This window comes from Agrobacterium genomosp. 2 str. CFBP 5494, from assembly GCF_900013495.1.
Taxonomy (GTDB): domain Bacteria; phylum Pseudomonadota; class Alphaproteobacteria; order Rhizobiales; family Rhizobiaceae; genus Agrobacterium; species Agrobacterium pusense.
This window is the reverse complement of sequence record NZ_LT009718.1, coordinates 796,561-817,660: the sequence shown is the minus strand read 5'-3', so window position 1 is coordinate 817,660 and position 21,100 is coordinate 796,561. Positions and strand designations below refer to the sequence as shown.

The window sequence follows — 21,100 nt, the reverse complement described above, 5'->3', positions numbered from 1 at the left end:
CGGCGGTCATCATCATTGGATTCATTGGAATCCTGAGGGATTGGAGTCGTCGGAAATCCGCCGCAAGCTCCCATTCCAGAGAGAAAACCGCCGCCGCATATGACACTTGCAACCATTCTTCCTTTTATTGTCGCATTGCCCTTCGTCGGCGCACTCCTGACGGCGTTCATGCCGCGCGAGGGTGCTGCTGCAGCTCCCGCTTCCGTTGCGGGGGCAGTTGCCCTTTTCGGGCTGGTCAGCAGTATTTTCCTTTATACCAGCGTCAGCGGGGGCGCCGTTCTTAAATACGATGTGGAATGGCTGCCGCAGCTCGGTTTGAACTTCACACTGCGGCTCGACGGATTTGCCTGGATCTTCTCGATGCTGATTACCGGCATCGGCCTGCTGGTGGTGCTTTACGCCCGCTACTACATGTCGACTGAAGACCCCATACCGCGCTTCTTCGCCTTTCTTCTCGCCTTCATGGGTTCGATGCTCGGCGTCGTCCTATCCGGCAACGTCATTCTGCTGTCCATCTTCTGGGAAATGACGAGCATCTTCTCATTCCTTCTGATCGGCTACTGGCACCAGAATGCCGGCGCCCGCGACGGCGCTCGCATGGCGCTGACAGTGACGGGGATTGGTGGCTTCAGCTTGCTGGCGGGTCTGCTGATCCTCGGTCACATGGCCGGCAGCTACGATCTCGACAGGATCATCGAGGCCGGCGCTGCCATTCGCGCGCATCCGCTTTATGTGCCTGCGCTCATTCTTATTCTCGGCGGCGCTCTGACGAAGAGCGCGCAGTTTCCCTTTCACTTCTGGCTGCCCAATGCCATGGCGGCACCAACACCCGTTTCCGCCTATCTCCACTCGGCTACCATGGTGAAAGCGGGTGTTTTCCTGCTTGCAAGGTTCTGGCCGGTGCTTGCGGGCACGCCGGAATGGTTCTGGCTGGTCGGCGCGGCCGGCGTCATAACTCTGCTGCTCGGTGCCTATTTCGCCATGTTCCAGCAGGATCTGAAGGGATTGCTGGCCTATTCCACCATCAGCCATCTCGGGCTCATCACCACGCTGTTAAGCCTTGGCAGCCCGCTCGCTGCGGTGGCGGCCATCTTTCACATGGTCAACCATGCCACTTTCAAGGCCTCGCTCTTCATGGCGGCCGGCATCATCGACCATGAGACCGGAACACGTGACATGCGGCGGCTGAGCGGGCTCTATACCTATATGCCGGCAACGGCGACCCTCGCCATGGCGGCAAGTGCGGCCATGGCCGGGGTTCCTCTGTTCAACGGGTTCCTCTCCAAGGAAATGTTCTTTGCCGAGGCCGTCGAAACCCATGCCGACTCGCTTCTCGACCGGGCGCTGCCATATGTGGCGACATTATCTGGCGCATTTGCCGTCGCCTATTCGCTGCGCTTCATCCACACGGTGTTCTTTGGCCCCAAGCCAGTCGATCTGCCAAACCCCAATCCGCACGAGCCGCCGCGCTGGATGCGGTTTCCGATCGAATTCCTCGTCTTCGCCTGCCTGATCGTCGGCATCGTTCCGAGCCTTTCCATCGGCCCGTTCCTGCATACGGCCGTGCTTTCCGTTCTCGGCGCACAGACACCCGTGTACAGCCTGTCGATCTGGCACGGTTTCAATCTGCCGCTGATCATGAGTATCGCGGCGCTGATCGGCGGGGTAACGATCTACGTCCTGCTCGGCGGTTATTTCTCGCGCTGCGATGACGGTCCGCCGATCTTCCGGCATTTGCGGGGTCAGCGCATCTTCGAGCGCATTCTCGTCACCGTGTCCTGGAAGTGGGCGCGGTGGCTGGAAAGCACGCTCGGCACCCGGCGCCTGCAGCCGCAGCTGAGGCTTCTTATCCTCGTGGCGCTTCTTGCCGGTTTCTCGCCGCTCTTCCTTTCGGAATTCGCTCTGTCGCTGCCGCGGGTAACAACCTTCGATCCGATCTTCGCCATTCTGTGGTTGATCGGTATGATTGCGGCCATGGGTGCTGCCTGGCAGGCGAAATATCATCGCCTTGCAGCCCTTGTCATGCTTGGCGTTTCGGGGCTCGTCACCTGCCTCACCTTCATCTGGCTTTCCGCACCGGATCTGGCGATTACCCAGCTTTTGGTGGAAATCGTCACCACCGTTCTCATCCTGCTCGGCCTCAGGTGGTTGCCGAAACGCTTCGAAAAAGTGGACAGCAGCGATGAGTTGCCGGCGCAGCTTCGCCGTGCCCGCGATTTCCTGCTGGCAGCCGCCAGCGGCATTGGAATGTCCGTCATCGCCTATGCCGTGATGACGCTGCCGGTCCCGAATGCCATTGCGACCTATTTCCTCGAACGCGCTTACAGCGAAGGCGGCGGCACCAATGTGGTCAACGTCATCCTGGTCGATTTCCGTGGCTTCGACACCTTCGGCGAAATCGCGGTTCTGGCCATCGTGGCGCTCACCGTCTTCGCGCTGCTTCGCCGTTTCCGTCCCGCCCATGAAAGCATCGGACTTCCGGAACAGCAGCAGATGCAGAACGCCTTCGATGCGGAGCGCCCGGATCGCAGCAAGGGCGATACCGTTCGCGACTATCTCTACGTGCCATCCATCGTGATGCAGTGGATGTTCCCCGTCATCATCACCTTTTCCATTTTCCTCTTCATGCGCGGCCACGATATGCCGGGCGGCGGTTTTGCGGCCGGTATCACCATGGCGATCGCCTTCCTTCTGCAATATCTCGCCGGCGGGGCGCGCTGGGCCGAGGACCGCATCCGCATCCTGCCGCTGCGCTGGATGGGCTTTGGCCTCTTGATGGCGGCGGCGACGGGTATCGGCTCGTGGTACTTCGGCTACCCGTTCTTGACCTCTTATTTCCAGTATACGGAGATACCCTATATCGGCAAAATGCCGACGGCTTCCGCCCTGCTGTTCGATCTCGGCGTCTTTTCGCTGGTCGTCGGCTCCACCGTTCTTATCCTGATAGCACTGGCACACCAATCGTTGCGCAACTACCGCGTTCGCACGCCTGACGCCGCAAAAGCGGAGGACGTGTAATGGAACTCATTCTTTCAATCGGCATCGGCATCATGACCGGCTCCGGCGTATGGCTCATCCTGCGCCCGCGCACCTATCAGGTCATCGTCGGGCTTTCGCTTTTGTCCTATGCCGTGAACCTGTTCATCTTCGGCGTCGGCGGCATCAAGACCAACGCACCCCCGGTGCTGGTGAACGGCGTCGACAGTTCGACGCTTGCCGACCCGGTGCCGCAGGCGCTGGTGCTGACCGCAATCGTGATCGGCTTTGCCACGACAGCGCTTTTCCTCGTCGTGCTGCTCGCAGCGCGCGGCCTCACCGGCACTGACCATGTGGACGGGAGGGAGACGAAATGATGTCGTTCCCCTTCCACATCGTCATCGCACCCATCCTGCTGCCGCTCATTACCGCCGCGCTGCTGCTGTTCTTTGACGAGCGCCAGCGTGTGGCCAAAGCCGCGATCAGCTTCACCTCCACGGTGCTGCTGCTGGTGGTTGCGATTCTGCTGTTTCGCGAGGTGAACTCAACCGTTAATACCGAGATCGCTGCTGTGGTTTCGAGCGGCGTCTATCTGCTCGGCAACTGGCCGGCACCCTTCGGCATCGTGCTCGTCGCCGACCGCCTGTCGGGCCTGATGGTCCTGTTGACCGCATTGCTCGCCATTCCCTCGCTCATCTATTCGATGGCGAAATGGCACAAGGCGGGCGCCCATTTCCATTCGCTGTTCCAGATGATGCTGATGGGCGTCAACGGCGCGTTCCTGACCGGCGACCTCTTCAACCTCTTCGTATTCTTCGAAGTGATGCTGGCGGCATCTTACGGGCTGCTGCTGCATGGCTCCGGCCAGCAACGCGTCAAGGCAGGGCTGCACTATATCGCCATCAACCTCGTTGCCGCCTTGTTTTTCCTGATTGGCGTCAGTCTGATCTATGGCGTGACGGGCACGCTGAACATGGGTGATCTCGCCCACCGGATCGAGGGGCTGAACCCCGACCAGCGCATGCTGCTGGAAACCGGCTCGGCCATCCTCGGCATCGCGTTTCTGGTCAAGGCCGGCATGTGGCCGCTGAATTTCTGGCTGCCCTCCGCCTATGGTGCGGCATCTGCACCGGTCGGCGGGCTATTCGCGATCATGAGCAAGGTCGGCATTTATGTCATTGCCCGCCTGTCCTTCCTGCTGTTCGGGCAGACGGCCGGGGAATCGGCCGGTTTCGGCCACGATGCGCTGCTGGTCGGCGGCATCGCCACCATCATCTTCGGTGCCATCGGGGTTCTGGCGTCGCAGGCGCTGGGACGGCTTGCCGGCTTTTCGGTTCTGGTTTCATCGGGAACGCTGCTTGCAGCCATGGGTACCGGCAATCCCACGGTGGCGGCCGGCGCACTTTATTACCTTGTCAGCTCCACCCTCACCATCAGTGCCTTCTTCATGCTCATCGAACTTGTCGAGCGCGGGCAGGATGCGGGCGCAAACGTTCTTGCCGTAACCATGGAGGCTTATGGCGAAGGCGAGGAAGAAGACGAGGAAGAGGAAATCGGCGTGACCATGCCTGCCACCATGGCCGTGCTGGGCGCATGCTTTGCCGCCTGCGGCATCCTGCTCGCCGGCCTGCCGCCGCTTTCCGGCTTCATTGCCAAATTCTCGATGCTATCGGCCATTCTCAATCCGTCCGGTCTCGGCGCCAATGACAGCATCTCCACCCTGTCATGGTGGATCGTCTTCCTGATCGTCTTTTCCGGCTTCGCTTCACTGATCTCGATGACCCGTGCCGGCATCCGTACTTTCTGGGCCTCCATCGAAGGTACCGTGCCGCGCGTGCTCGTCATCGAAATCGCACCCATCATGCTGCTTCTCGGCCTGACACTCGCCATGACCGTTCAGGCGGGGCCGGTGATGCGTTACATGCAGGAAACAGCGCGCATCCTCGATCTGCCCGCGAGCTATATCCAGGGCGTCATTTCCGCGCCACGGGCGGGCGGCAATCCGGAGGCAGAGCCATGATGAACCGTGTCCTGCCCTACCCGCTACTGACCGTTTCCCTGATCTTCTTCTGGATGACGATCAACAGTTTCTCGCCGGGGCATCTGCTGCTCGGAACTGCGGTGGCGCTCATCGCTTCCTGGGCGATGGCGTCGCTGAGGCCGGCAAAACCCCGCATCCGCAACTGGCATCGGCTGGTGCAGCTGATCCTTATCGTGCTTTACGATATCGTCAGGTCCAATCTCTCGGTCGCGAAGATCATTCTGTTCAGGCGCGAAAGGGACCGCAAATCGGGTTTTCTGGCCGTGCCGCTCGATATACGCGATCCCATGGCGCTGGCCGTTCTGGCGACAATCCTCACCTCGACGCCGGGAAGCGCCTGGCTTGAATATAATTCCAGTCAGGGCACGCTCCTGCTCCACGTCCTCGACGACGTGGACGAGGCCGCGTGGATAAGCCTCATCAAGAACCGATATGAAAAACTGCTGATGGAGATATTCGAATGAGTTCGATTATCCTTTTCTGGTCCTTTTCGCTGGCGCAGCTGATGCTGGCCATTGCCATGACGATTTCGGTCTATCGCATCGCCATTGGCCCGCGCGCGCAGGACCGGGTGCTCGGCATGGATACGCTCTATGTCAACGCCATGCTGCTGCTGCTCACCTTCGGCCTGCGCACCGGCAACGACATCTATTTCGAGGCATCGCTGCTGATCGCCATTCTGGGCTTCGTCTCGACCGTCGCCCTTTCCAAATTCCTGATGCGCGGGGAGGTCATAGAATGAGCAACGCCGCAGAATTTCCGCTCTGGGCCGCCATCGCCGTAGCTTTTTTTGTCCTGCTGGGCGCCTCGTTAACGCTGATCGGCACTATCGGCTTTGCCAAGCTCAACAGCTTCTATGAACGCCTGCATGCGCCCACACTCGGCACCAGCTGGGGGACCGGCGGCATCGTCATGGCCTCCATCATCTATTTCTCCGTCTCCGGCGGCCGCTTCGCTTTCCACGAAATCTTCATCGGCATTTTCATGACGGTGACGACGCCGGTTTCCCTGATGCTTCTCGGCCGCGCTGCACTTTATCGGGACCGGGCGGAGCAGAATTCGGATAACCGAGAGCATTTGTAATTGCTTAGGTGCGCGTTGAAGCAGTGACTTTACGAAAAGTCAGGGAAATCCTCCTGCTTCGAACGGTCTTTACCCCGTTCACAATATCCGATTTGCGAGCCGGAATTTCGTGAGTCCAATGATAACGCCCGGAGTCCATGAGCAGGACACCTGAGCGGGGCTGAAGCACAACGCCACATGTGCCGGATTCGCGCAAATCGCGGAAAACCTTCTCGCAAGCGGATAGAAGGCTTATCGACACGATTGTATCGTCGAAACAGGGGACACAATCGACATGCGCGCTGATGCCCTGCCCTGGAAAGTATTCGTTCGCGATAACCTGATCAGGCAAGTTCTCGCAGTGGCCGTTCCTCACTAATCTTCTGGCGAATACGCCCAGCCATGGCGGCAAAGGCCCGAGATAAGGCATCCGGCGCAACTGCGCGGGCTTTATAGTCATACCGATAACCGAAATGCTGCACACGACGCTTCAGTTCCGTGCTCCATCCACCGGCATCCAATATGGTTGCGGTGGCAGCTTCCTCTTGCGGCGAAAGGAAGTCACCGAAATATATGACGCCGGGCGGTAAAGAAGATGGAATTACAGTATGATCCATTTGCGGGCTGTTCTCCCTTTACGATGACAAACGTGTGTTACAAACTCGTCATTCTCATCTAGCGCAGAGGTGCCGTCATCTTTCGTTTTATGTGTGCGTATCCCGGATAGTCGGAAAACTGAAACGGGTACGCAACCGGTCTAGCAAAACCACTGCGTTCAGCAGCCCGATCCATATCAAAGGCTCCATCGTAGTGAGAACTGTTTACGACAGTAATTGCAACTTTGCCGGAGCTCAAAAGATGGGCTGCGGCACTCCCAAGAAAACGGCGATCAATTTTGTTGTCACGAGCATCTCACGCCAAACGGTCACCGGAATGGCAAATCGCCAAGCTGGGCAAAAAATCCATTAAGCAAAGGTTAAGAATCTGCCAAACATCTGATATTTCTGGGATAATGTTAGCGGATGAAATACACTCACCCAAAAAACATATTTACGAGGATTTTCGCCTACCCGCCCACGAGGCAAATGTTTATTGCCATTATGGCTATCGTTGAATCTCAAAAGATTAGGTCGGATCGGTCCGAACACGCACCTATATAAATTTATCAGTCTGGAGATTTAATGGTGCCCGGAGGCGGATTTGAACCACCGACACGCGGATTTTCAATCCGCTGCTCTACCAACTGAGCTATCCGGGCACTTCAGGTCCTTGAAGAACCTCCGCTTTTCGCGGTCGGGGTCGTTTGCGCCCCGAAAGTGAACGGGGTTATAACATCTTGTTCGAACATGGCAAGCGCCCTTCCGAAGTTTTTTGACAGTTTTTTCACGGCGCCTGTGGATGGCTGGAAAGAGCGCAGGGCGAAGGCCGGTTCACGCAGGAAAACTCATTGTGTGGCCCCCTGATGCCAGAGCGCATTTGCCCGCCGTCATGTTTGCGAGGGACCGATCCCGGCCGGTGGCGGGCGCAGCATGGCAGGTGGGGCTATGCCCCTTCGCGGCGCCGTGCTGCGAAACCAAGCGCGAAAGGCACCACGGCTACCAGCGCCGCCATGACGGGCGAAGACGCAAAGATGCGGCTTGCAAGCGAGGTGACGGCTACGGAGCGCACGACCGTCATCAGGCGGGAATTCTCGCGGTCGCGTTCATGGTGGGGCTGTGCGGGCTTGTGGCGGGACATCCCGGCCGCCTCAAGCCGCTTGACATCACGCCGGATCTTTTCGACCTGTTGGCGAAGCTCGTCTAGTTCGGCACGCAGCGCCGGGTCGACGGTATTGGCGGCAGGTGTCCTCCTGGCTGCGGTTTTTTCCACCGTCTCTTCGGCGGCCACAGCTTCCGCCTCTTCGACCAGTTCGGCCAACTCGTCGTCCAGGTCTGATGGCTTATCGAAACCGTGGGATCGCAGTGGTGCTTTCATCGCTGTCTCCTGAGGCGTGCTGAATTGCGGCGGCGGGCGCTTTTGCCCGGTCAGCCTTTTCAACGCCTCAGCCCGGCAAAGGATGCATGGAAAGCGGGTAGACAGGCATAATAAAACAGGCCCCGAAGGGCCTGTTCAATCATCTCACTGGAGCCTCAGGCCGCCTTCGCGGCGCTGGCATAGGGATCGAAGCGACCGTAGAAGGTCTCGCCCTTGGCGGCCATATCCTTCAGCAGCGGCGTTGGCTGGAAGCGCGGTCCGTATGTCTCGCTGAGCTTTTCGGCGAGCGCCACGAAGCTCTTCACGCCCATGCCGTCAATGTAGGACAGCGCGCCTCCGGTATAGGGCGCGAAGCCGAAACCGAGGATGGAACCGACATCCGCCTCACGCGGATCGGTGACGATGCCTTCTTCAACCGTGCGAGCGGCTTCCAGCGCCACGGTGACGAGGAAGCGCTGCTTCAGCACCTCCATATCCACGTCTTCAGGCTTCTGCTGCGGATAGAGGTCCTTCAGGCCAGGCCAGAGGGACTTCTTGGCGGGCTTTGGCGGGTAGTCGTAAAAGCCCTTGGCGTTCTTACGGCCAAAGCGGCCCTCGCCTTCCACCAGCTTCTTCACCAGCTCCATATGGCGCGGATCGACCGCCTTTTCGCCGAGATCGGCGACGGTGGCTTTCAGGATCTTGTAGGAAAGATCGATGGCCACTTCGTCGTTCAACGCCAGCGGGCCGACCGGCATGCCGGCGAATTTCGCTGCATTTTCGATCATCGCGGGCGGCACGCCTTCGATCAGCATGTCGTAGCTTTCGGCCATGTAACGCAGCACGCAGCGATTGACGAAGAAGCCGCGGGTGTCGTTGACGACGATCGGGGTCTTCTTGATCTTGGCCACATAATCAAGTGCGACGGCGAGCGCCTTGTCGCCAGTTTCCTTGCCGAGGATCACTTCCGTCAGCATCATCTTCTCGACCGGCGAGAAGAAGTGGATGCCTATGAAATCGGTCGGACGCCTGGAGTTCTTTGCCAGCCCCGTGATTGGCAAGGTGGAGGTGTTGGAGGCAAAGATCGCTCCTTCGGGCAGAACGGCTTCCACGGCCTCAATGACGGCCTTCTTCACGTCGCGGTCTTCAAAGACGGCCTCGATAACGAGATCGGCATCAGACAATGCAGTGTAATCCGCCGTGGGAGTGACGAGATCGAGCAAGGCCTTGCCTTCATCCTGCGTCAACTTACCCTTGCCGATGGCGGCCTTGACGCTTTCCTCGCAATGGCCCTTGCCCTTGTCTGCGGCTTCCTGATCGCGATCCACCAGCGTGACGGGAATACCCGCTGCGGCGGTGACGTAAGCGACGGCCGCCCCCATGAAGCCCGCGCCAACGACGCCGACCTTTTTGAACTCCGTCTTCGGCTGGCCGGACGGACGGCGCGCACCCTTGCCGAGCTCCTGCATGGAAATGAACAGCGAGCGGATCATGCCGAAGGCTTCCTTCGAGCGAAGGATTTCGGTGAAATAACGCTGCTCTACCTTCAGCGCCGTATCGAAGGGTAATTGCAGGCCTTCATAAACGCATTTGAGGATGGCGAGTGCGGCCGGATAGTTGCCGGCACTTTCGCGGCGGAGGATCGCCGGAGCGGCGGGCCACAGCTGGGCAGCCGCAGGCGTCCAGATGCCGCCGCCGGGCGCCTTGAAGCCCTTTTCATCCCAGGGCGCGACCGGCTTCAGGCCGTCCTTGATCATCTGCTTTGCGGTTGCGACCAGCTGATCCGGCTCGACTACCTGGTGCACCAGCCCCATGGCCTTGGCGCGCGCACCGGTCAGCGACTGGCCTGTCGTCATCATCTGCAAGGCGGATTGCGCGTCCGTCAGACGCGGCACGCGCTGCGTGCCGCCAGCACCTGGAAAGATGCCGACCTTGACTTCCGGCAGTGCAATCTTGAGGCTCTTGGCGCTGGAGGCCACGCGGCCGTGGCAGGCGAGTGACAGTTCGAAAGCGCCCCCCATGCAGGTGCCGTTGATGGCCGAAACCCAGGGCTTGCCGTTGGTCTCGATCTTGCGGAACAGGCCGGTCATGCGGCCCACCAGCTCGAACAGCTTTGCTGCCGCCTGATCCGGGTTCTTCGTCTTCTCGTCATTGTAGAAGGAGAACATCGACTTGATCATCGACAGATCGGCGCCGCCGGAAAAGGTACTTTTGCCCGACGTGAAGACGACGCCCTTGACGGCGCTATCGGCGACGGTGGCGTCGAGAATGGCGTTCAGCTCGTCCATCACCTCTGACGTGAAGACGTTCATGGACTTTTCCGGCATGTCCCAGGTGACGAGGGCAATGCCGTCTGCGTCCGTCTCGATGGTGAAATTGGTGTAAGTGCTCATTTGGGATTCCTCTTCCCTGAATCGTAATGGCCGCTCCGCTTTCCTCGTCACCCTCGGGCTTGACCCGAGGATCCAAGCACCGGGGATAGATCCTCGGGTCAAGCCCGAGGATGACGGAAACGGGCCGTAGCCGCTGCCTTAAACCCGCTCGATGACGGTTGCTGTACCCATGCCTGCACCGATGCAAAGCGTGACGAGCGCGGTGTTCAGATCGCGCCGTTCCAGCTCATCCAGCACCGTACCGAGGATCATCGCGCCGGTTGCACCTAGCGGATGACCCATGGCGATTGCGCCGCCATTGACGTTCATCCGGTCGTGGTCGATGTCGAAAGCCTGCATGTAGCGCAGGACCACGGCGGCGAAGGCTTCGTTGAGTTCGAAGAGATCGATATCGGCAAGCGACATGCCGGTCTTCTTCAGAAGCTTTTTGGTAACATCCACCGGGCCGGTAAGCATCAGCGCCGGGTCGGAGCCGATATTGGCGAAGGCCTTGATACGGGCACGCGGTTTCATCCCCATTGCCTCGCCGCCCGCTTTCGAACCAACCAGCACGGCGGCGGCACCATCAACGATGCCGGATGAGTTGCCGGCGTGGTGCACATAGTTGATCCGCTCCACTTCCGGGTGGGCCATGATGCCGACAGCTTCGAAGCCGCCCATTTCGCCGGGCATCTGGAAGGACGGGTTGAGCGAAGCCAGCGCCTGCATATCGGTGCCGGGGCGCATGTGCTCGTCGCGGTCAAGGATCGTCAGGCCGTTCTGGTCCTTCACCGGAATGACCGACCTGTTGAAATAGCCCTTTTCCCAGGCGTGCGCGGCGCGCTTCTGGCTTTCGACGGCATAGGCGTCGACGTCGTCACGGGAGAAACCGTATTTCGTGGCGATCAGATCGGCCGACACGCCCTGCGGCATGAAGAAGGCCGGAAAGTTGACCGAGGGGTCCATGTACCAGGCGCCGCCCGACATGCCCATACCGACGCGCGACATGCTTTCGACACCGCCGGCGATGACGATATCGTCCGAACCGGCTTTGACCTTGCCGGCTGCGAAGTTGATGGCATCGAGACCGGAGGCGCAGAAGCGCGAGATCTGCATACCCGGCGCCTTGTTGGAGTAACCGGCCTCGAAGGCGGCGGCCTTGGGGATGACGGCGCCGGCATCCATGACAGGATCGACGCAGCCCATGATGATGTCATCGACAGCGGAAGTGTCGAGCCCGTTGCGGTCGCGGATGGCTTCCAGCGTCTTGGCGGCAAGGCGAACGGATGGCACCTCATGCAGGCTGCCATCCTTCTTGCCGCGTCCGCGCGGGGTGCGGACATGGTCGTAGATAAATACGTCGGTCATAACTCTCTCCCTGTGGCGTCAGAAACGCCAGATGTCTCAGAATGCTTCCGCGGCCAGTTCCATCATGGTGTCCGCCCCGGTTTCGATGCGGGCCTTGCGCAGCGCCGTTTCCGGCATGATGCGCTCCATGTAAAACTTCGCCGTGACAAGCTTGGTCTTGAGGTAATCCTCATCCGAAGCGCTGCCTGCTGCAAGCGCTTCGCTGGCGGCTTTCGCCATGCGCGCCTGCATGTAGCCCAGCACCACGATGCCGAAGAGATGCATGTAGTCGGTCGAGCCGGCACCGGCATTGTCTGGCTTGGCCATGGCGTTCTGCATGAACCACATGGTTGCGGCCTGAAGGTCGTTCAAGCCCTTCTTCAAACCCTTGGTGTAGAGGCTGAGCTTTTCATCGCCGCGGTTTTCCTCGCAGAAATCGCCAATCTCCTTGAACAGCGCCATGACGGCGCGGCCGCCATTCATGCCGAGCTTGCGGCCCACCAGATCAAGCGCCTGAATGCCGTTAGCGCCCTCATAGATCATGGTAATACGCGCATCGCGGACATATTGGCTCATGCCATGTTCTTCGATGTAGCCATGACCGCCAAACACCTGCTGCGCCATCACGGCGTGGTCGAAGCCCTTGTCAGTCAGAACACCCTTGAGGATCGGCGTGACGAGACCGAGCAGGTCGTCTGCCGCCTGCCGCTCCTTCTCATCGGTCGAGCGGTGGGCGATGTCCGATTGCAGCGCTGTCCACAAAAGGAAAGCGCGGCCAGCCTCGTTATAGGCCTTGATGGTCATCAGCGTGCGGCGGATATCCGGGTGCACGATGATCGGATCGGCCTTTTTGTCCGGGAATTTCGCGCCGGAAAGCGAACGGCCCTGAATACGCTCACGGGCATATTCCACCGCATTCTGATAGGCGATTTCGCCCACGGAAAGCCCCTGCAGGCCGACGCCGAGGCGCGCCTCGTTCATCATCACGAACATGGCCGAAAGGCCCTTGTTTTCCGCACCGAGCAGATAACCCGTCGCATCATCGTAATTCATGACGCAGGTGGCGTTGCCGTGAATACCCATCTTGTGCTCGATCGCACCACAGGTGACGCCGTTGCGCTCACCGGGCGTGCCGTCTTGGCTGACCAGGAATTTCGGCACGATGAAAAGCGAAATACCCTTCGTGCCTTCAGGTGCGCCCTCGATGCGGGCGAGCACCAGATGGACGATATTATCGGTCATGGAATGTTCACCAGCCGAGATGAAGATCTTCTGGCCGGAAATCTTGTAAGTGCCATCTCCCTGCGGCACCGCCTTGGTGCGCAGGAGACCGAGATCGGTGCCGCAATGGGGTTCGGTGAGGTTCATGGTGCCGGACCAGGTACCTTCAACCATATTCGGCAGATAGGTTTGCTTCTGTTCCTGCGTGCCATGCACGAGGATGGCGGCAATAGCGCCCTGTGTCAGGCCGGGATACATCATCAAGGACAGGTTGGCGGAAGACATATATTCGCCGATCGCCGCATGCAGCGTATAGGGCAGGCCCTGCCCGCCAAATTCCTGGGGAACGGCAAGGCCGATCCAGCCGCCTTCGCAATAGGCGTCATAGGCTTCCTTGAAACCATCGGGCACGGAGACAGAACCGTCATCGGCGCGCTTGCAACCCTGCTGGTCCCCGGAAAGATTGAGTGGGAAAAGCCGTTCCTCGGCAAGCTTTGCCGCTTCGCCGGTGATTGCCTCGATCATGTCGGGCGTCGCATCCTCGAAGCCGGGCAGGTTGTTATACCGCTCCAGGCCGAGAACGTCATTCAGGATAAAAAGCGTGTCCTTAACTGGGGCCTTGTAAACAGGCATTACCGATGTTCCTCCGCATCGTGGGCGCCGGAGATAATCCGGCCGATATGACGTGACAATATTTGACGTGCGCGTAAACGTCAAATAAATTCCATGGGGTTATCGCTCTCCCTTTTTGCGTAATTGTCCTCCGCACCACCGCGGGGCTCGGCCTGCATCGCAAAAGTTAAAAATTCCGACCTTGGTTAACCACTTCTTTACCACGTTTCGTGAATTCTCCCGATGGAGGTAACTGCTTCGTTCATCGGCGCATTTTCCTCCACGGGGGCAAATACCGGCTCTAGAATTGCTGCATGTTGCGGCGACGGCGTGTCCAAACAGGCAACGTCGCGACAGATAACCGGGCACGGCGGGCGGAAGCGAAGCGAGCGAAAAGATGAACGGATTGCGATCGAAAACCCAACAGCCAAGCGACAGGTCGTCTCTTGATGCTCTCAATCGCACCATTGAAGGCCTTGAAGCCCGCATCGAAGGGTTGATGAGCCAGAAGTTTCCGCGCGACCAGCGGGCCGCTGGCGCCACGCCGGAAACGAAGAGCGAAACCTATGCCGCACCACGCGAGCCACGCACAAGCGTGACGCCACCGCAACTTGATCCCGTCAATGAAATACGCCAGCGCCAGCGTCTGCTGGAGACCAGCTTCCAGCGCCCGCAGGAACCTGCCGCCCGCCCGGAACGCACGATCACACGGCCGCTCGCGCCGGAATATCGGCAGAGGGAGCCCCAGCCGGCTCCTCAGGCCGCACCGCGCGCACGCGCCATCCCGCCCTATCAGGAGCCACGCAATGACGCGGCCCTGCAGGAAATCGCGCAGGCACTCGTGAACCTCCGCCACGAATTGAAGCACGATATTGCCGAGGGCGTTGCGCGGGAGGCGCAGGGACTGCGCGCGGAAATCCGCAATATCCGCGCCGCGGCGGAAGACCAGCAATTCATCGGCGATCTGCGCGATGACATCGCACGGCTTGCCGGAAGCATCGACCAGCTCGGCAATCTGGCATCTCCGGATGTCTATGCGCTGCGCAACGAATTCGAGGACCTACGCCTCACCATTGACCAGCTCGCACGCGAAGACAGCGTCCATCGGATCGAAAGCCGCTGGAACAATGTGGAAGACACGCTGCGTGGTTTCGATGCCGGCGCCCTTCAGGATGAAATCGTTTCCCTCGCCTATCGTCTCGATGACATCAAGACGCAGCTCGGCGGCATGAGCAACAATCCGGCCGTTCGCGTGCTCGAGGAGAAGCTGATCGCGATCGCCAGCGCGGTCGAGCAGCTCGGCAAGCACATGCAGCCGAATGAAGCGGTCTTCAGCGAACAGTTTTCCGGTCTCGATCAGCGGCTGGACGAAATCAGCCGCGCCATTGCGGCGACCGGCACACGCCCCAATGCGCAGGCAACCGACAATGCGCTCGCCCAGCGACTGGAAAACCGCCTGAACGGCCTCGCCGAACAGCTCGGTGATATCAACCGCCTCGCCGCTGCAAAACCGGAACCCTCCGTTGATCTTACCGCGCGCCTCGAAGCGCTGGCCGGCAAGATCGATGAGCTGAGCACCGCGCGCGATGCAGCGCAACTGCATGAGCGACTGGACCAGCTTTCACTGCTTCTGGAACGGTCGCAGCGCCCTTCGCAACAGGCGGAGCTGACGTCTTTCCTCAGCGACATTTCCCGCAAGATCGATGCGCTCGACCACGGCACCGTCAATGAGGGTCTGGCCGAACGGCTCGACACGCTCTCTCGGCAGATCGAGGAGCTCGATTATCGCTATAGCCAGCCGCAGCTGGCATCGGGCCTCAGTGAAAGCGCCTTTTCGCGCCTGGAAGAGCGGCTTGGCACTATCGCCGCGCGACTGGATGAGACCGCCCATGCCGCCCCCGCTGACAGCCATGCGCTAGCGAGCCTTGAAAACCAGATCGCCCATCTCTCGACGCTGATCAGCCAGCCGGTTCAGATGCAGGCCGCAGGCATGTCGCCTGAACTCGATGCGCGCATGGCGGCGATCGAAGACTATATGGCTTCGAACGACGAATATATCATCGAAGCGGCCCGGCAGGCAGCCGAGGCCGTTCTCGACGCCTATACCCGCAACAACCTCTCGGCCGGCGCGAACATCGCCGACATGTCGATGCTGACCGACCTTGCGGCCGATTTGCGCAACCTTGAAGCGCTGAGCCGCAACACCGAAGAGCGCACGCACCGCACCTTCGAAGCACTGCACGAAACGCTGGTGCAGATTGCCGGCCGCCTGGATAATCTCGACAACGGACCGTCCTACCGCGAAGAGCCCACCCGTCACGTTGCACAGCAGGCTGTTGCCGCAGGCCGCGACGACGTCGCGATGCCGGCCGCCATATTCTCGGAAGAGGGCTATATAGCCGAAGAGCAGGCCATTCTCGAGGATGTCAGCGACAACGACGCGACCGCCATCGTGCCGCCCGCTGCCGTCAAGCCCGCAAAAGCAGAGAAAACGAGCCTGCTCGCCGGGCTGACGAAGCGCTTCAAAACAAGCACGGCGAAGCCCGCAAAGACCAAGGAAGAACCCGTATCGGCCTCTTCCGCCCGCACCCAGGTTGAGCCTGCCCCGTCGCTTGATCCGATCGACGTTCTGCCAGCCGGTCAGGAGAACGAACTCCTGGAGCCCGGTTCGGGCGCGCCTGATATCAAGAAAATCCTGGAACGCGTGCGCGCCAGCCAGGTGGCCGCCACCGGCAAGGCCGTGGACGCGGAAGGACGGACGGACTTCATCGCCGCCGCCCGCCGTGCCGCGCAGGCCGCCGCGATGGAAACAGCGCCGGAAAAGCTTGAAACCGGCAAGAAGAAAAGGAAGACCGAAACTTCGGCTCTTTCGCGTTATCGCCGGCCGCTGCTGCTCGGTATCGGTGCCATCCTTCTGGCGATGATGGCCATGCCCCTCGTCAAGACACTGATCAGCGGCACGGAAGCCCCGGCGCCGGTGATTGAACAGAAGATGGACAATGCACCGGTTTCCGCCCTTCCCGAAACCGGCGACAAGGCCGTCACCATACCGTCTGACCTCGCGATCGGATCCGAGCAGGCAGCCCCGGCCGACAGCATCGGGAACTCCGCTCCTGCACAGAATACCATTGACCACCGGACCATTGGCGGTGCGCCGCTACCCGAGGAGCCGCCGGTCGCCGATGTTCCCGCCGTGGATCCCGCAAAATCCGGCACCGTCGCGCAGGCGGAACCGCCGAAACCGGCTGAGGCCGTCTTCACGGCCGCTCCCGCCGACGGCGCCATCGTCGTTCCCGCCGGGATAGAGCCCGCATCGCTTGCTGAAGCCGCCGCCAAGGGCGACACGCAGGCGCTTTTCGAAATCGCAGCCCGCTACACCGACGGTCGCGGCGTTGCCGCCGACCGTGCCGAAGCCGCGAAGTGGTACAAACTGGCTGCCGATCGCGGTCTTGCGCCCGCGCAATATCGTCTCGCCAATCTCTACGAGAAGGCGAACGGCGTCGAACGCAACCTTCCGGAAGCCAAGCGCTATTACACGCTGGCCGCCGAACAGGGCAATGCGGGCGCCATGCACAATCTTGCCGTCCTGCTGGCTTCCGACGCGGCGGGCCAGCCGGATTTTGCTGCCGCCGCGCAGTGGTTCATCAAGGCCTCCGAACTCGGCGTCCGCGACAGCCAGTTCAATCTTGCCATCCTCTATGCGCGCGGCAGCGGCGTGAAACAGGATATCGAGGAATCTTACAAGTGGTTCGCCATTGCCGCCAAGGATGGCGATGCCGATGCCGCCCAGAAGCGCGACGAAGTGGCGGGGGCCTTGAACCCGCAGCAGCTCCAGAGCGCCAAGGCCAAGGTGGAGGCGTGGAAGGTCAAGCCGCTTTCGGAAGATGCCAACAGCGTCAACCCGCCGGAAGAGTGGGCTGGCAAGGAAGGCGTGAAAACCGCCTCCGTGGACATGGAAAAGGCGATCCGCAACATTCAGGCGATCCTCAACAAGAACGGCTTCGATGCCGGGCAGCCGGACGGCAAGCTCGGCAAGAACACCGTGACGGCCATCAAGGACTTTCAGAAATCCGTGGGCCAGACCCCGGACGGGCGCATTACCAACGAACTGGTGACAGCGCTTCTCGCCCGCAATAAATAATGGTTCTGAAACCCAAAAAGCGGCCCCCGGCCGCTTTTTTGCAACGCCTGACAGGAATGTGGGCGGCTGCCTTCGCCAGACCTCTATCTTTCCAAATTATCAACGTATTTACCGTTGAATGTTGACAGGTTAGGCCCTCGCGGGCATGACGGATGAAGGCTGGGCATGCCCGGTCTTTTCAGACAGAAAGTGTAAATCGCGGCAAGGCCCCCTCACCGGACAAGCCATGCCGCCCGGAACCATTTGCCCGAGGTCCGAGCCGTGACTGTCTATCTGCCGATCGCAGAACTGTCGGTGAATATTTTCATCATTCTCGGCATGGGCGCGGCCGTCGGTTTTTTGTCCGGCATGTTCGGTGTCGGCGGTGGCTTCCTAATCACCCCGCTTCTGATCTTCTACAATATTCCGCCTGTGGTCGCCGTGGCGACCGGCGCGAACCAGGTAGTGGCCTCCTCCGTCTCAGGCTCGATCACGCATTTCCGGCGCGGGACGCTCGACGTCAAGCTCGGCAGCGTTCTGCTCGTGGGCGGCCTCATGGGCGCCACGGTCGGCGTGTGGATATTCTCGTTCCTTCGCAGCATCGGCCAGCTCGACCTCATCGTTTCGCTGCTCTACGTCATCCTGCTTGGCACCGTTGGCGGGTTGATGCTGAAAGAAAGCATCTCGGCGCTGAGACGTGCCGCCCGCAACGAGACGGTGACGCTGCGCCGGCCGGGACACCACAACTGGGTACACCGCCTGCCGCTGAAAATGCGGTTCAAGAAATCGAAGATCTATCTCAGCATCATTCCAGTCGTCACGCTCGGTTTCGGCATCGGCATACTCACCTCTATCATGGGTGTGGGCGGCGGTTTCATCATGGTGCCGGCGATGATCTATCTGTTACGCATTCCCACCAGTGTGGTTGTCGGCACCTCACTGTTCCAGATCATTTTCGTCACCGCATACACGACCGTCGTACAGGCAGCGACCAACTACTCCGTCGATGTGGTGCTGGCTTTCATCCTGATGGTGGCTGGCGTCATCGGCGCGCAATATGGTGTACGCGTCGGCCAGAAACTGCGCGGCGAACAGCTGCGTGCGCTGCTGGCGCTTCTTGTTCTCGCCGTCGCCCTTCGCCTTGCGGTATCGCTGGTGGTTCGGCCGGAAGATCTGTTTTCGGTCGCCGTCGGGGGGTTAGGTTATTGACCCGCCATTTGTTGCTTGCCGCCCTTGCCCTGCTCTCCTGTCTTTCCTTCGGGCAAACTGCTTCCGCCCAGACGCCGCCGCTTGCGCTGCCGCCGGGTCCGCAGCAGCGCCCCCTGCAGGAAAACATCGAAATCGGCGCTTCGACGACGGAAATTCCGATAGCCTCGGATTTTCGCGGGGCGGATTTCACCCTCTTCGGCGCACTCAACAATACCGACCAGCTGCTACTGGCCATCGGGCAATATGATATCGTGGTGACGCTGGAAGGGCCGAGCGACTACATGACCGTGCGCAAGAAGGAGCGTGTGGCAGGCATCTGGATCAATACCAGCGCCATCACCTTCACGCCGCTGCCGGAATCCTACTCCATGGCCAGCACCCGCAATATCAGCGATGTCGCCTCCCCCGGAACGCTGCGCGCCATGGGGCTCGGCGTCGACCATCTGTCGCTCAAAAGCGCTGTCTTTTCGGGCGTGCCCGACAATGTCTTCGATTTTCAGGAGGCCTATCGTCGGCTCAAGCTTTCGAGCGGCATCTACCGCAATGATACGACCGGGGTGCGGCTGGAACGCACGGGCCTGTTTTGGGCGACCTTGCGCCTGCCCGCCAACGTGCCAAACGGGGTGCACACGGCACGCGCCTATCTCTTCAAGAGCGGCAAATTCATCGCCCAGCGCGAATTAAAACTGCGCGTCGTCAAGACCGGCATGGAACAGGCGATCACCGATGCCGCGCATCAGACGCCGCTTGCTTACGGCGCGCTTTGCGTTCTGCTCGCCGTCGTTACCGGCTGGGGCGCCAGCATCATCTTCCGCAAGGACTGAGCGTTTTCAATCGCGCAAAAGAGAGCGTCTGCCACCCGCACGGGCAAAGATAGCATTCGCTTCCTTCCGGGGTTTGCTGTAAAATTCAAGGCGTTACAAACGCACGCAGCTGATGGCGGCAAGTGCGGTTGTAACAGGGATGAAAAGGAGAAATGTCATGTTCAAGCACATTCTCATTCCCACCGATGGTTCGCCGCTGGCGCAGATCGCAATCGACCAAGGGTTCGCTCTCGCCAAGGAGGCAGGCGCAAAGGTGACCGTGGTGACGGTATCGGAACCCTTTCATGTGATTGCCAGCGATGTCGAGGACATTGCCGCCATTGCCGAAGAGGAATTCCACCGTTGCGAAGAGGCGGAGCATCTGCTTCGCGATACGCAGGCGCATGCCACCGCCATGGGGCTGGATTGCGAGGCCCTGCTGGCGCGGGCGGGGCGGCCGGACGAGGCGATCATTGAAATAGCCGACAAGACCGGCTGCGACCTCATCGCCATGGCCTCGCACCGGCGCAGGAGTTTCGTCGAGATGCTGCTCGGCAGTGTCACCGCCAAGGTGCTGAAGAATTCGAAGATACCGGTATTGGTCTACCGCCAATAGGCTGCGCTAAAATCTCAGCCGAGCAGACTGGAAAACCGCACCGAGTAGATGCGATCTCTCCCCATCAGATGCGCGACGAGAGCGGCATGATCGAACAGGCCGCGCATTGCCTTGTGGCGCAAATCCAGCCCGCCGCTCAAGACCCCGAATGCCGGCATCAACAGACGCGAACCATCGGTGGCGAAACAGGGCCGCCGCACCGTCTTCTCGCGGCGTCGCACAGTGGCGGAGGGGTGCAGGTGACCGGCGATTTCACCGGCCGCATCGCCCGGCTTAGGCTCGTGGCGGAAAACGAGATTGCCGTAAAACATCTCATCCACCGAAGAACCCGGCAGATCGACCGTGCCATCGGGGTCGTGGTTACCGTTGATCCATATCCATTCGCGACCGCGGGCCATCTCGCGGATAAGTTCGCGCAACGGCAGCGGCAGGTGCTGGGAGCCGACGCGATCATGAAAATTGTCGCCGAGGCTGACGACGATCTTCGGATCGTAGCGGCTGACGAGGGAAGACAGTATCTTGAGGGTGGCGATGGTGTCGTAGGGCGGCAGCATGCGTCCACGCCTTGCAAAAGCCGCACCCTTTTCCAGATGCAGGTCGGAAACGACGAGCAGCGACAGGTCGGGCAGGTAGAGCCCACCCAAAGGGTCGCACCATGCGGAAACGCCGTTGATGGCGGTCTCGCTGCCCAGGCATTCGAAGCCGTTGGAAAACCTGTCGCTCAATGTCAGCCGGCTCAGCACTTTTATCGTTGTTCCTTCAATGCAT

At 60.3% G+C, this 21,100-nt stretch carries 17 protein-coding genes and 1 tRNA gene; 10 read left to right on the top strand and 8 right to left on the bottom strand.

The features are described 5' to 3' along the window. The first annotated feature begins 99 nt into the window (after window positions 1-99). Genes AGR2A_RS03835 through mnhG form a run of 6 tightly spaced genes read left to right on the top strand, consistent with a single transcriptional unit; the run spans window position 100 to window position 6,100 of the window. Window positions 100-3,018 carry a monovalent cation/H+ antiporter subunit A gene (locus tag AGR2A_RS03835; protein WP_072493963.1) on the top strand — a complete coding sequence of 973 codons (2,919 nt, stop codon included), beginning with the start codon at window positions 100-102 and terminating at the stop codon, window positions 3,016-3,018. Beyond that, on the top strand, window positions 3,018-3,353 hold the full coding sequence (locus AGR2A_RS03830) for a Na+/H+ antiporter subunit C (RefSeq protein ID WP_006697652.1): 336 nt from the start codon (window positions 3,018-3,020) through the stop codon (window positions 3,351-3,353). Before AGR2A_RS03835 ends, AGR2A_RS03830 begins: the two co-directional genes overlap by 1 nt. Continuing rightward, window positions 3,350-4,996, top strand: a complete 1,647-nt coding sequence (locus AGR2A_RS03825; RefSeq protein ID WP_004439856.1) for a monovalent cation/H+ antiporter subunit D — start codon at window positions 3,350-3,352, stop codon at window positions 4,994-4,996. Before AGR2A_RS03830 ends, AGR2A_RS03825 begins: the two co-directional genes overlap by 4 nt. Further along, window positions 4,993-5,481 (top strand): Na+/H+ antiporter subunit E, encoded by a 489-nt coding sequence (locus AGR2A_RS03820; protein ID WP_004439853.1) that lies wholly within the window; start codon window positions 4,993-4,995, stop codon window positions 5,479-5,481. The genes AGR2A_RS03825 and AGR2A_RS03820 overlap by 4 nt, the downstream gene beginning before the upstream one ends. Beyond that, window positions 5,478-5,759 (top strand): K+/H+ antiporter subunit F, encoded by a 282-nt coding sequence (locus AGR2A_RS03815; RefSeq protein WP_004439850.1) that lies wholly within the window; start codon window positions 5,478-5,480, stop codon window positions 5,757-5,759. Before AGR2A_RS03820 ends, AGR2A_RS03815 begins: the two co-directional genes overlap by 4 nt. Continuing rightward, window positions 5,756-6,100: a monovalent cation/H(+) antiporter subunit G gene (mnhG, locus tag AGR2A_RS03810; RefSeq protein WP_004439848.1), complete on the top strand. Its 345-nt coding sequence runs from the start codon at window positions 5,756-5,758 to the stop codon at window positions 6,098-6,100. The genes AGR2A_RS03815 and mnhG overlap by 4 nt, the downstream gene beginning before the upstream one ends. 4 nt (window positions 6,101-6,104) lie before the next feature. Here the strand turns inward: mnhG and AGR2A_RS03805 are convergent, their stop codons facing one another. The 7 genes from AGR2A_RS03805 to AGR2A_RS03780 all read right to left on the bottom strand — a co-directional run bounded on the left by AGR2A_RS03805 (window position 6,105) and on the right by AGR2A_RS03780 (window position 13,605). Further along, complete coding sequence (locus tag AGR2A_RS03805; protein WP_234797406.1) at window positions 6,105-6,509, bottom strand: alpha-ketoglutarate-dependent dioxygenase AlkB; 405 nt, start codon at window positions 6,507-6,509, stop codon at window positions 6,105-6,107. Then, window positions 6,424-6,696, bottom strand: a complete 273-nt coding sequence (locus AGR2A_RS29950; RefSeq protein ID WP_234797415.1) for a hypothetical protein — start codon at window positions 6,694-6,696, stop codon at window positions 6,424-6,426. The genes AGR2A_RS03805 and AGR2A_RS29950 overlap by 86 nt, the downstream gene beginning before the upstream one ends. A gap of 565 nt (window positions 6,697-7,261) precedes the next feature. Then, window positions 7,262-7,337, bottom strand: a tRNA-Phe gene (locus AGR2A_RS03800). Between the two features lie 284 nt (window positions 7,338-7,621). After that, complete coding sequence (locus AGR2A_RS03795; RefSeq protein ID WP_072493962.1) at window positions 7,622-8,053, bottom strand: hypothetical protein; 432 nt, start codon at window positions 8,051-8,053, stop codon at window positions 7,622-7,624. A 155-nt stretch (window positions 8,054-8,208) separates the two neighbouring features. Then, window positions 8,209-10,425: a 3-hydroxyacyl-CoA dehydrogenase NAD-binding domain-containing protein gene (locus tag AGR2A_RS03790; protein WP_072493961.1), complete on the bottom strand. Its 2,217-nt coding sequence runs from the start codon at window positions 10,423-10,425 to the stop codon at window positions 8,209-8,211. 138 nt (window positions 10,426-10,563) lie between these two features. Beyond that, window positions 10,564-11,772: an acetyl-CoA C-acetyltransferase gene (locus AGR2A_RS03785; RefSeq protein ID WP_072493960.1), complete on the bottom strand. Its 1,209-nt coding sequence runs from the start codon at window positions 11,770-11,772 to the stop codon at window positions 10,564-10,566. A 36-nt stretch (window positions 11,773-11,808) separates the two neighbouring features. Beyond that, window positions 11,809-13,605, bottom strand: coding sequence for an acyl-CoA dehydrogenase C-terminal domain-containing protein (locus AGR2A_RS03780; RefSeq protein WP_072493959.1), 1,797 nt, complete (start codon window positions 13,603-13,605; stop codon window positions 11,809-11,811). A 376-nt stretch (window positions 13,606-13,981) separates the two neighbouring features. On the opposite strand from AGR2A_RS03780, the gene podJ reads away from it, so the two are divergent. The 4 genes from podJ to AGR2A_RS03755 all read left to right on the top strand — a co-directional run bounded on the left by podJ (window position 13,982) and on the right by AGR2A_RS03755 (window position 20,332). Then, window positions 13,982-17,725, top strand: coding sequence for a cell division protein PodJ (gene podJ, locus AGR2A_RS03770; RefSeq protein WP_080822404.1), 3,744 nt, complete (start codon window positions 13,982-13,984; stop codon window positions 17,723-17,725). Window positions 17,726-17,986: 261 nt separating this feature from the next. Further along, window positions 17,987-18,913 carry a sulfite exporter TauE/SafE family protein gene (locus AGR2A_RS03765; RefSeq protein WP_072528763.1) on the top strand — a complete coding sequence of 309 codons (927 nt, stop codon included), beginning with the start codon at window positions 17,987-17,989 and terminating at the stop codon, window positions 18,911-18,913. After that, complete coding sequence (locus AGR2A_RS03760; RefSeq protein WP_006697646.1) at window positions 18,910-19,737, top strand: TIGR02186 family protein; 828 nt, start codon at window positions 18,910-18,912, stop codon at window positions 19,735-19,737. The genes AGR2A_RS03765 and AGR2A_RS03760 overlap by 4 nt, the downstream gene beginning before the upstream one ends. 157 nt (window positions 19,738-19,894) lie before the next feature. Next, window positions 19,895-20,332, top strand: coding sequence for a universal stress protein (locus AGR2A_RS03755; RefSeq protein WP_006697645.1), 438 nt, complete (start codon window positions 19,895-19,897; stop codon window positions 20,330-20,332). A 14-nt stretch (window positions 20,333-20,346) separates the two neighbouring features. Here the strand turns inward: AGR2A_RS03755 and pdeM are convergent, their stop codons facing one another. Next, window positions 20,347-21,075, bottom strand: a complete 729-nt coding sequence (pdeM, locus tag AGR2A_RS03750) for a ligase-associated DNA damage response endonuclease PdeM (RefSeq protein WP_004439820.1) — start codon at window positions 21,073-21,075, stop codon at window positions 20,347-20,349. Between the last annotated feature and the right edge of the window lie 25 nt (window positions 21,076-21,100).

Coding starts and splice junctions, on each gene's coding strand:
- AGR2A_RS03815 (WP_004439850.1), top strand. CDS start 5,478: ATGAGTTCGATTATCCTTTTCTGGTCCTTTTCGCTGGCGCAGCTGATG.
- AGR2A_RS03780 (WP_072493959.1), bottom strand. CDS start 13,605: ATGCCTGTTTACAAGGCCCCAGTTAAGGACACGCTTTTTATCCTGAAT.
- AGR2A_RS29950 (WP_234797415.1), bottom strand. CDS start 6,696: ATGGATCATACTGTAATTCCATCTTCTTTACCGCCCGGCGTCATATAT.
- AGR2A_RS03805 (WP_234797406.1), bottom strand. CDS start 6,509: ATGCCTTATCTCGGGCCTTTGCCGCCATGGCTGGGCGTATTCGCCAGA.
- AGR2A_RS03835 (WP_072493963.1), top strand. CDS start 100: ATGACACTTGCAACCATTCTTCCTTTTATTGTCGCATTGCCCTTCGTC.
- AGR2A_RS03795 (WP_072493962.1), bottom strand. CDS start 8,053: ATGAAAGCACCACTGCGATCCCACGGTTTCGATAAGCCATCAGACCTG.
- AGR2A_RS03790 (WP_072493961.1), bottom strand. CDS start 10,425: ATGAGCACTTACACCAATTTCACCATCGAGACGGACGCAGACGGCATT.
- AGR2A_RS03825 (WP_004439856.1), top strand. CDS start 3,350: ATGATGTCGTTCCCCTTCCACATCGTCATCGCACCCATCCTGCTGCCG.
- AGR2A_RS03830 (WP_006697652.1), top strand. CDS start 3,018: ATGGAACTCATTCTTTCAATCGGCATCGGCATCATGACCGGCTCCGGC.
- podJ (WP_080822404.1), top strand. CDS start 13,982: ATGAACGGATTGCGATCGAAAACCCAACAGCCAAGCGACAGGTCGTCT.
- AGR2A_RS03820 (WP_004439853.1), top strand. CDS start 4,993: ATGATGAACCGTGTCCTGCCCTACCCGCTACTGACCGTTTCCCTGATC.
- AGR2A_RS03755 (WP_006697645.1), top strand. CDS start 19,895: ATGTTCAAGCACATTCTCATTCCCACCGATGGTTCGCCGCTGGCGCAG.
- AGR2A_RS03785 (WP_072493960.1), bottom strand. CDS start 11,772: ATGACCGACGTATTTATCTACGACCATGTCCGCACCCCGCGCGGACGC.
- mnhG (WP_004439848.1), top strand. CDS start 5,756: ATGAGCAACGCCGCAGAATTTCCGCTCTGGGCCGCCATCGCCGTAGCT.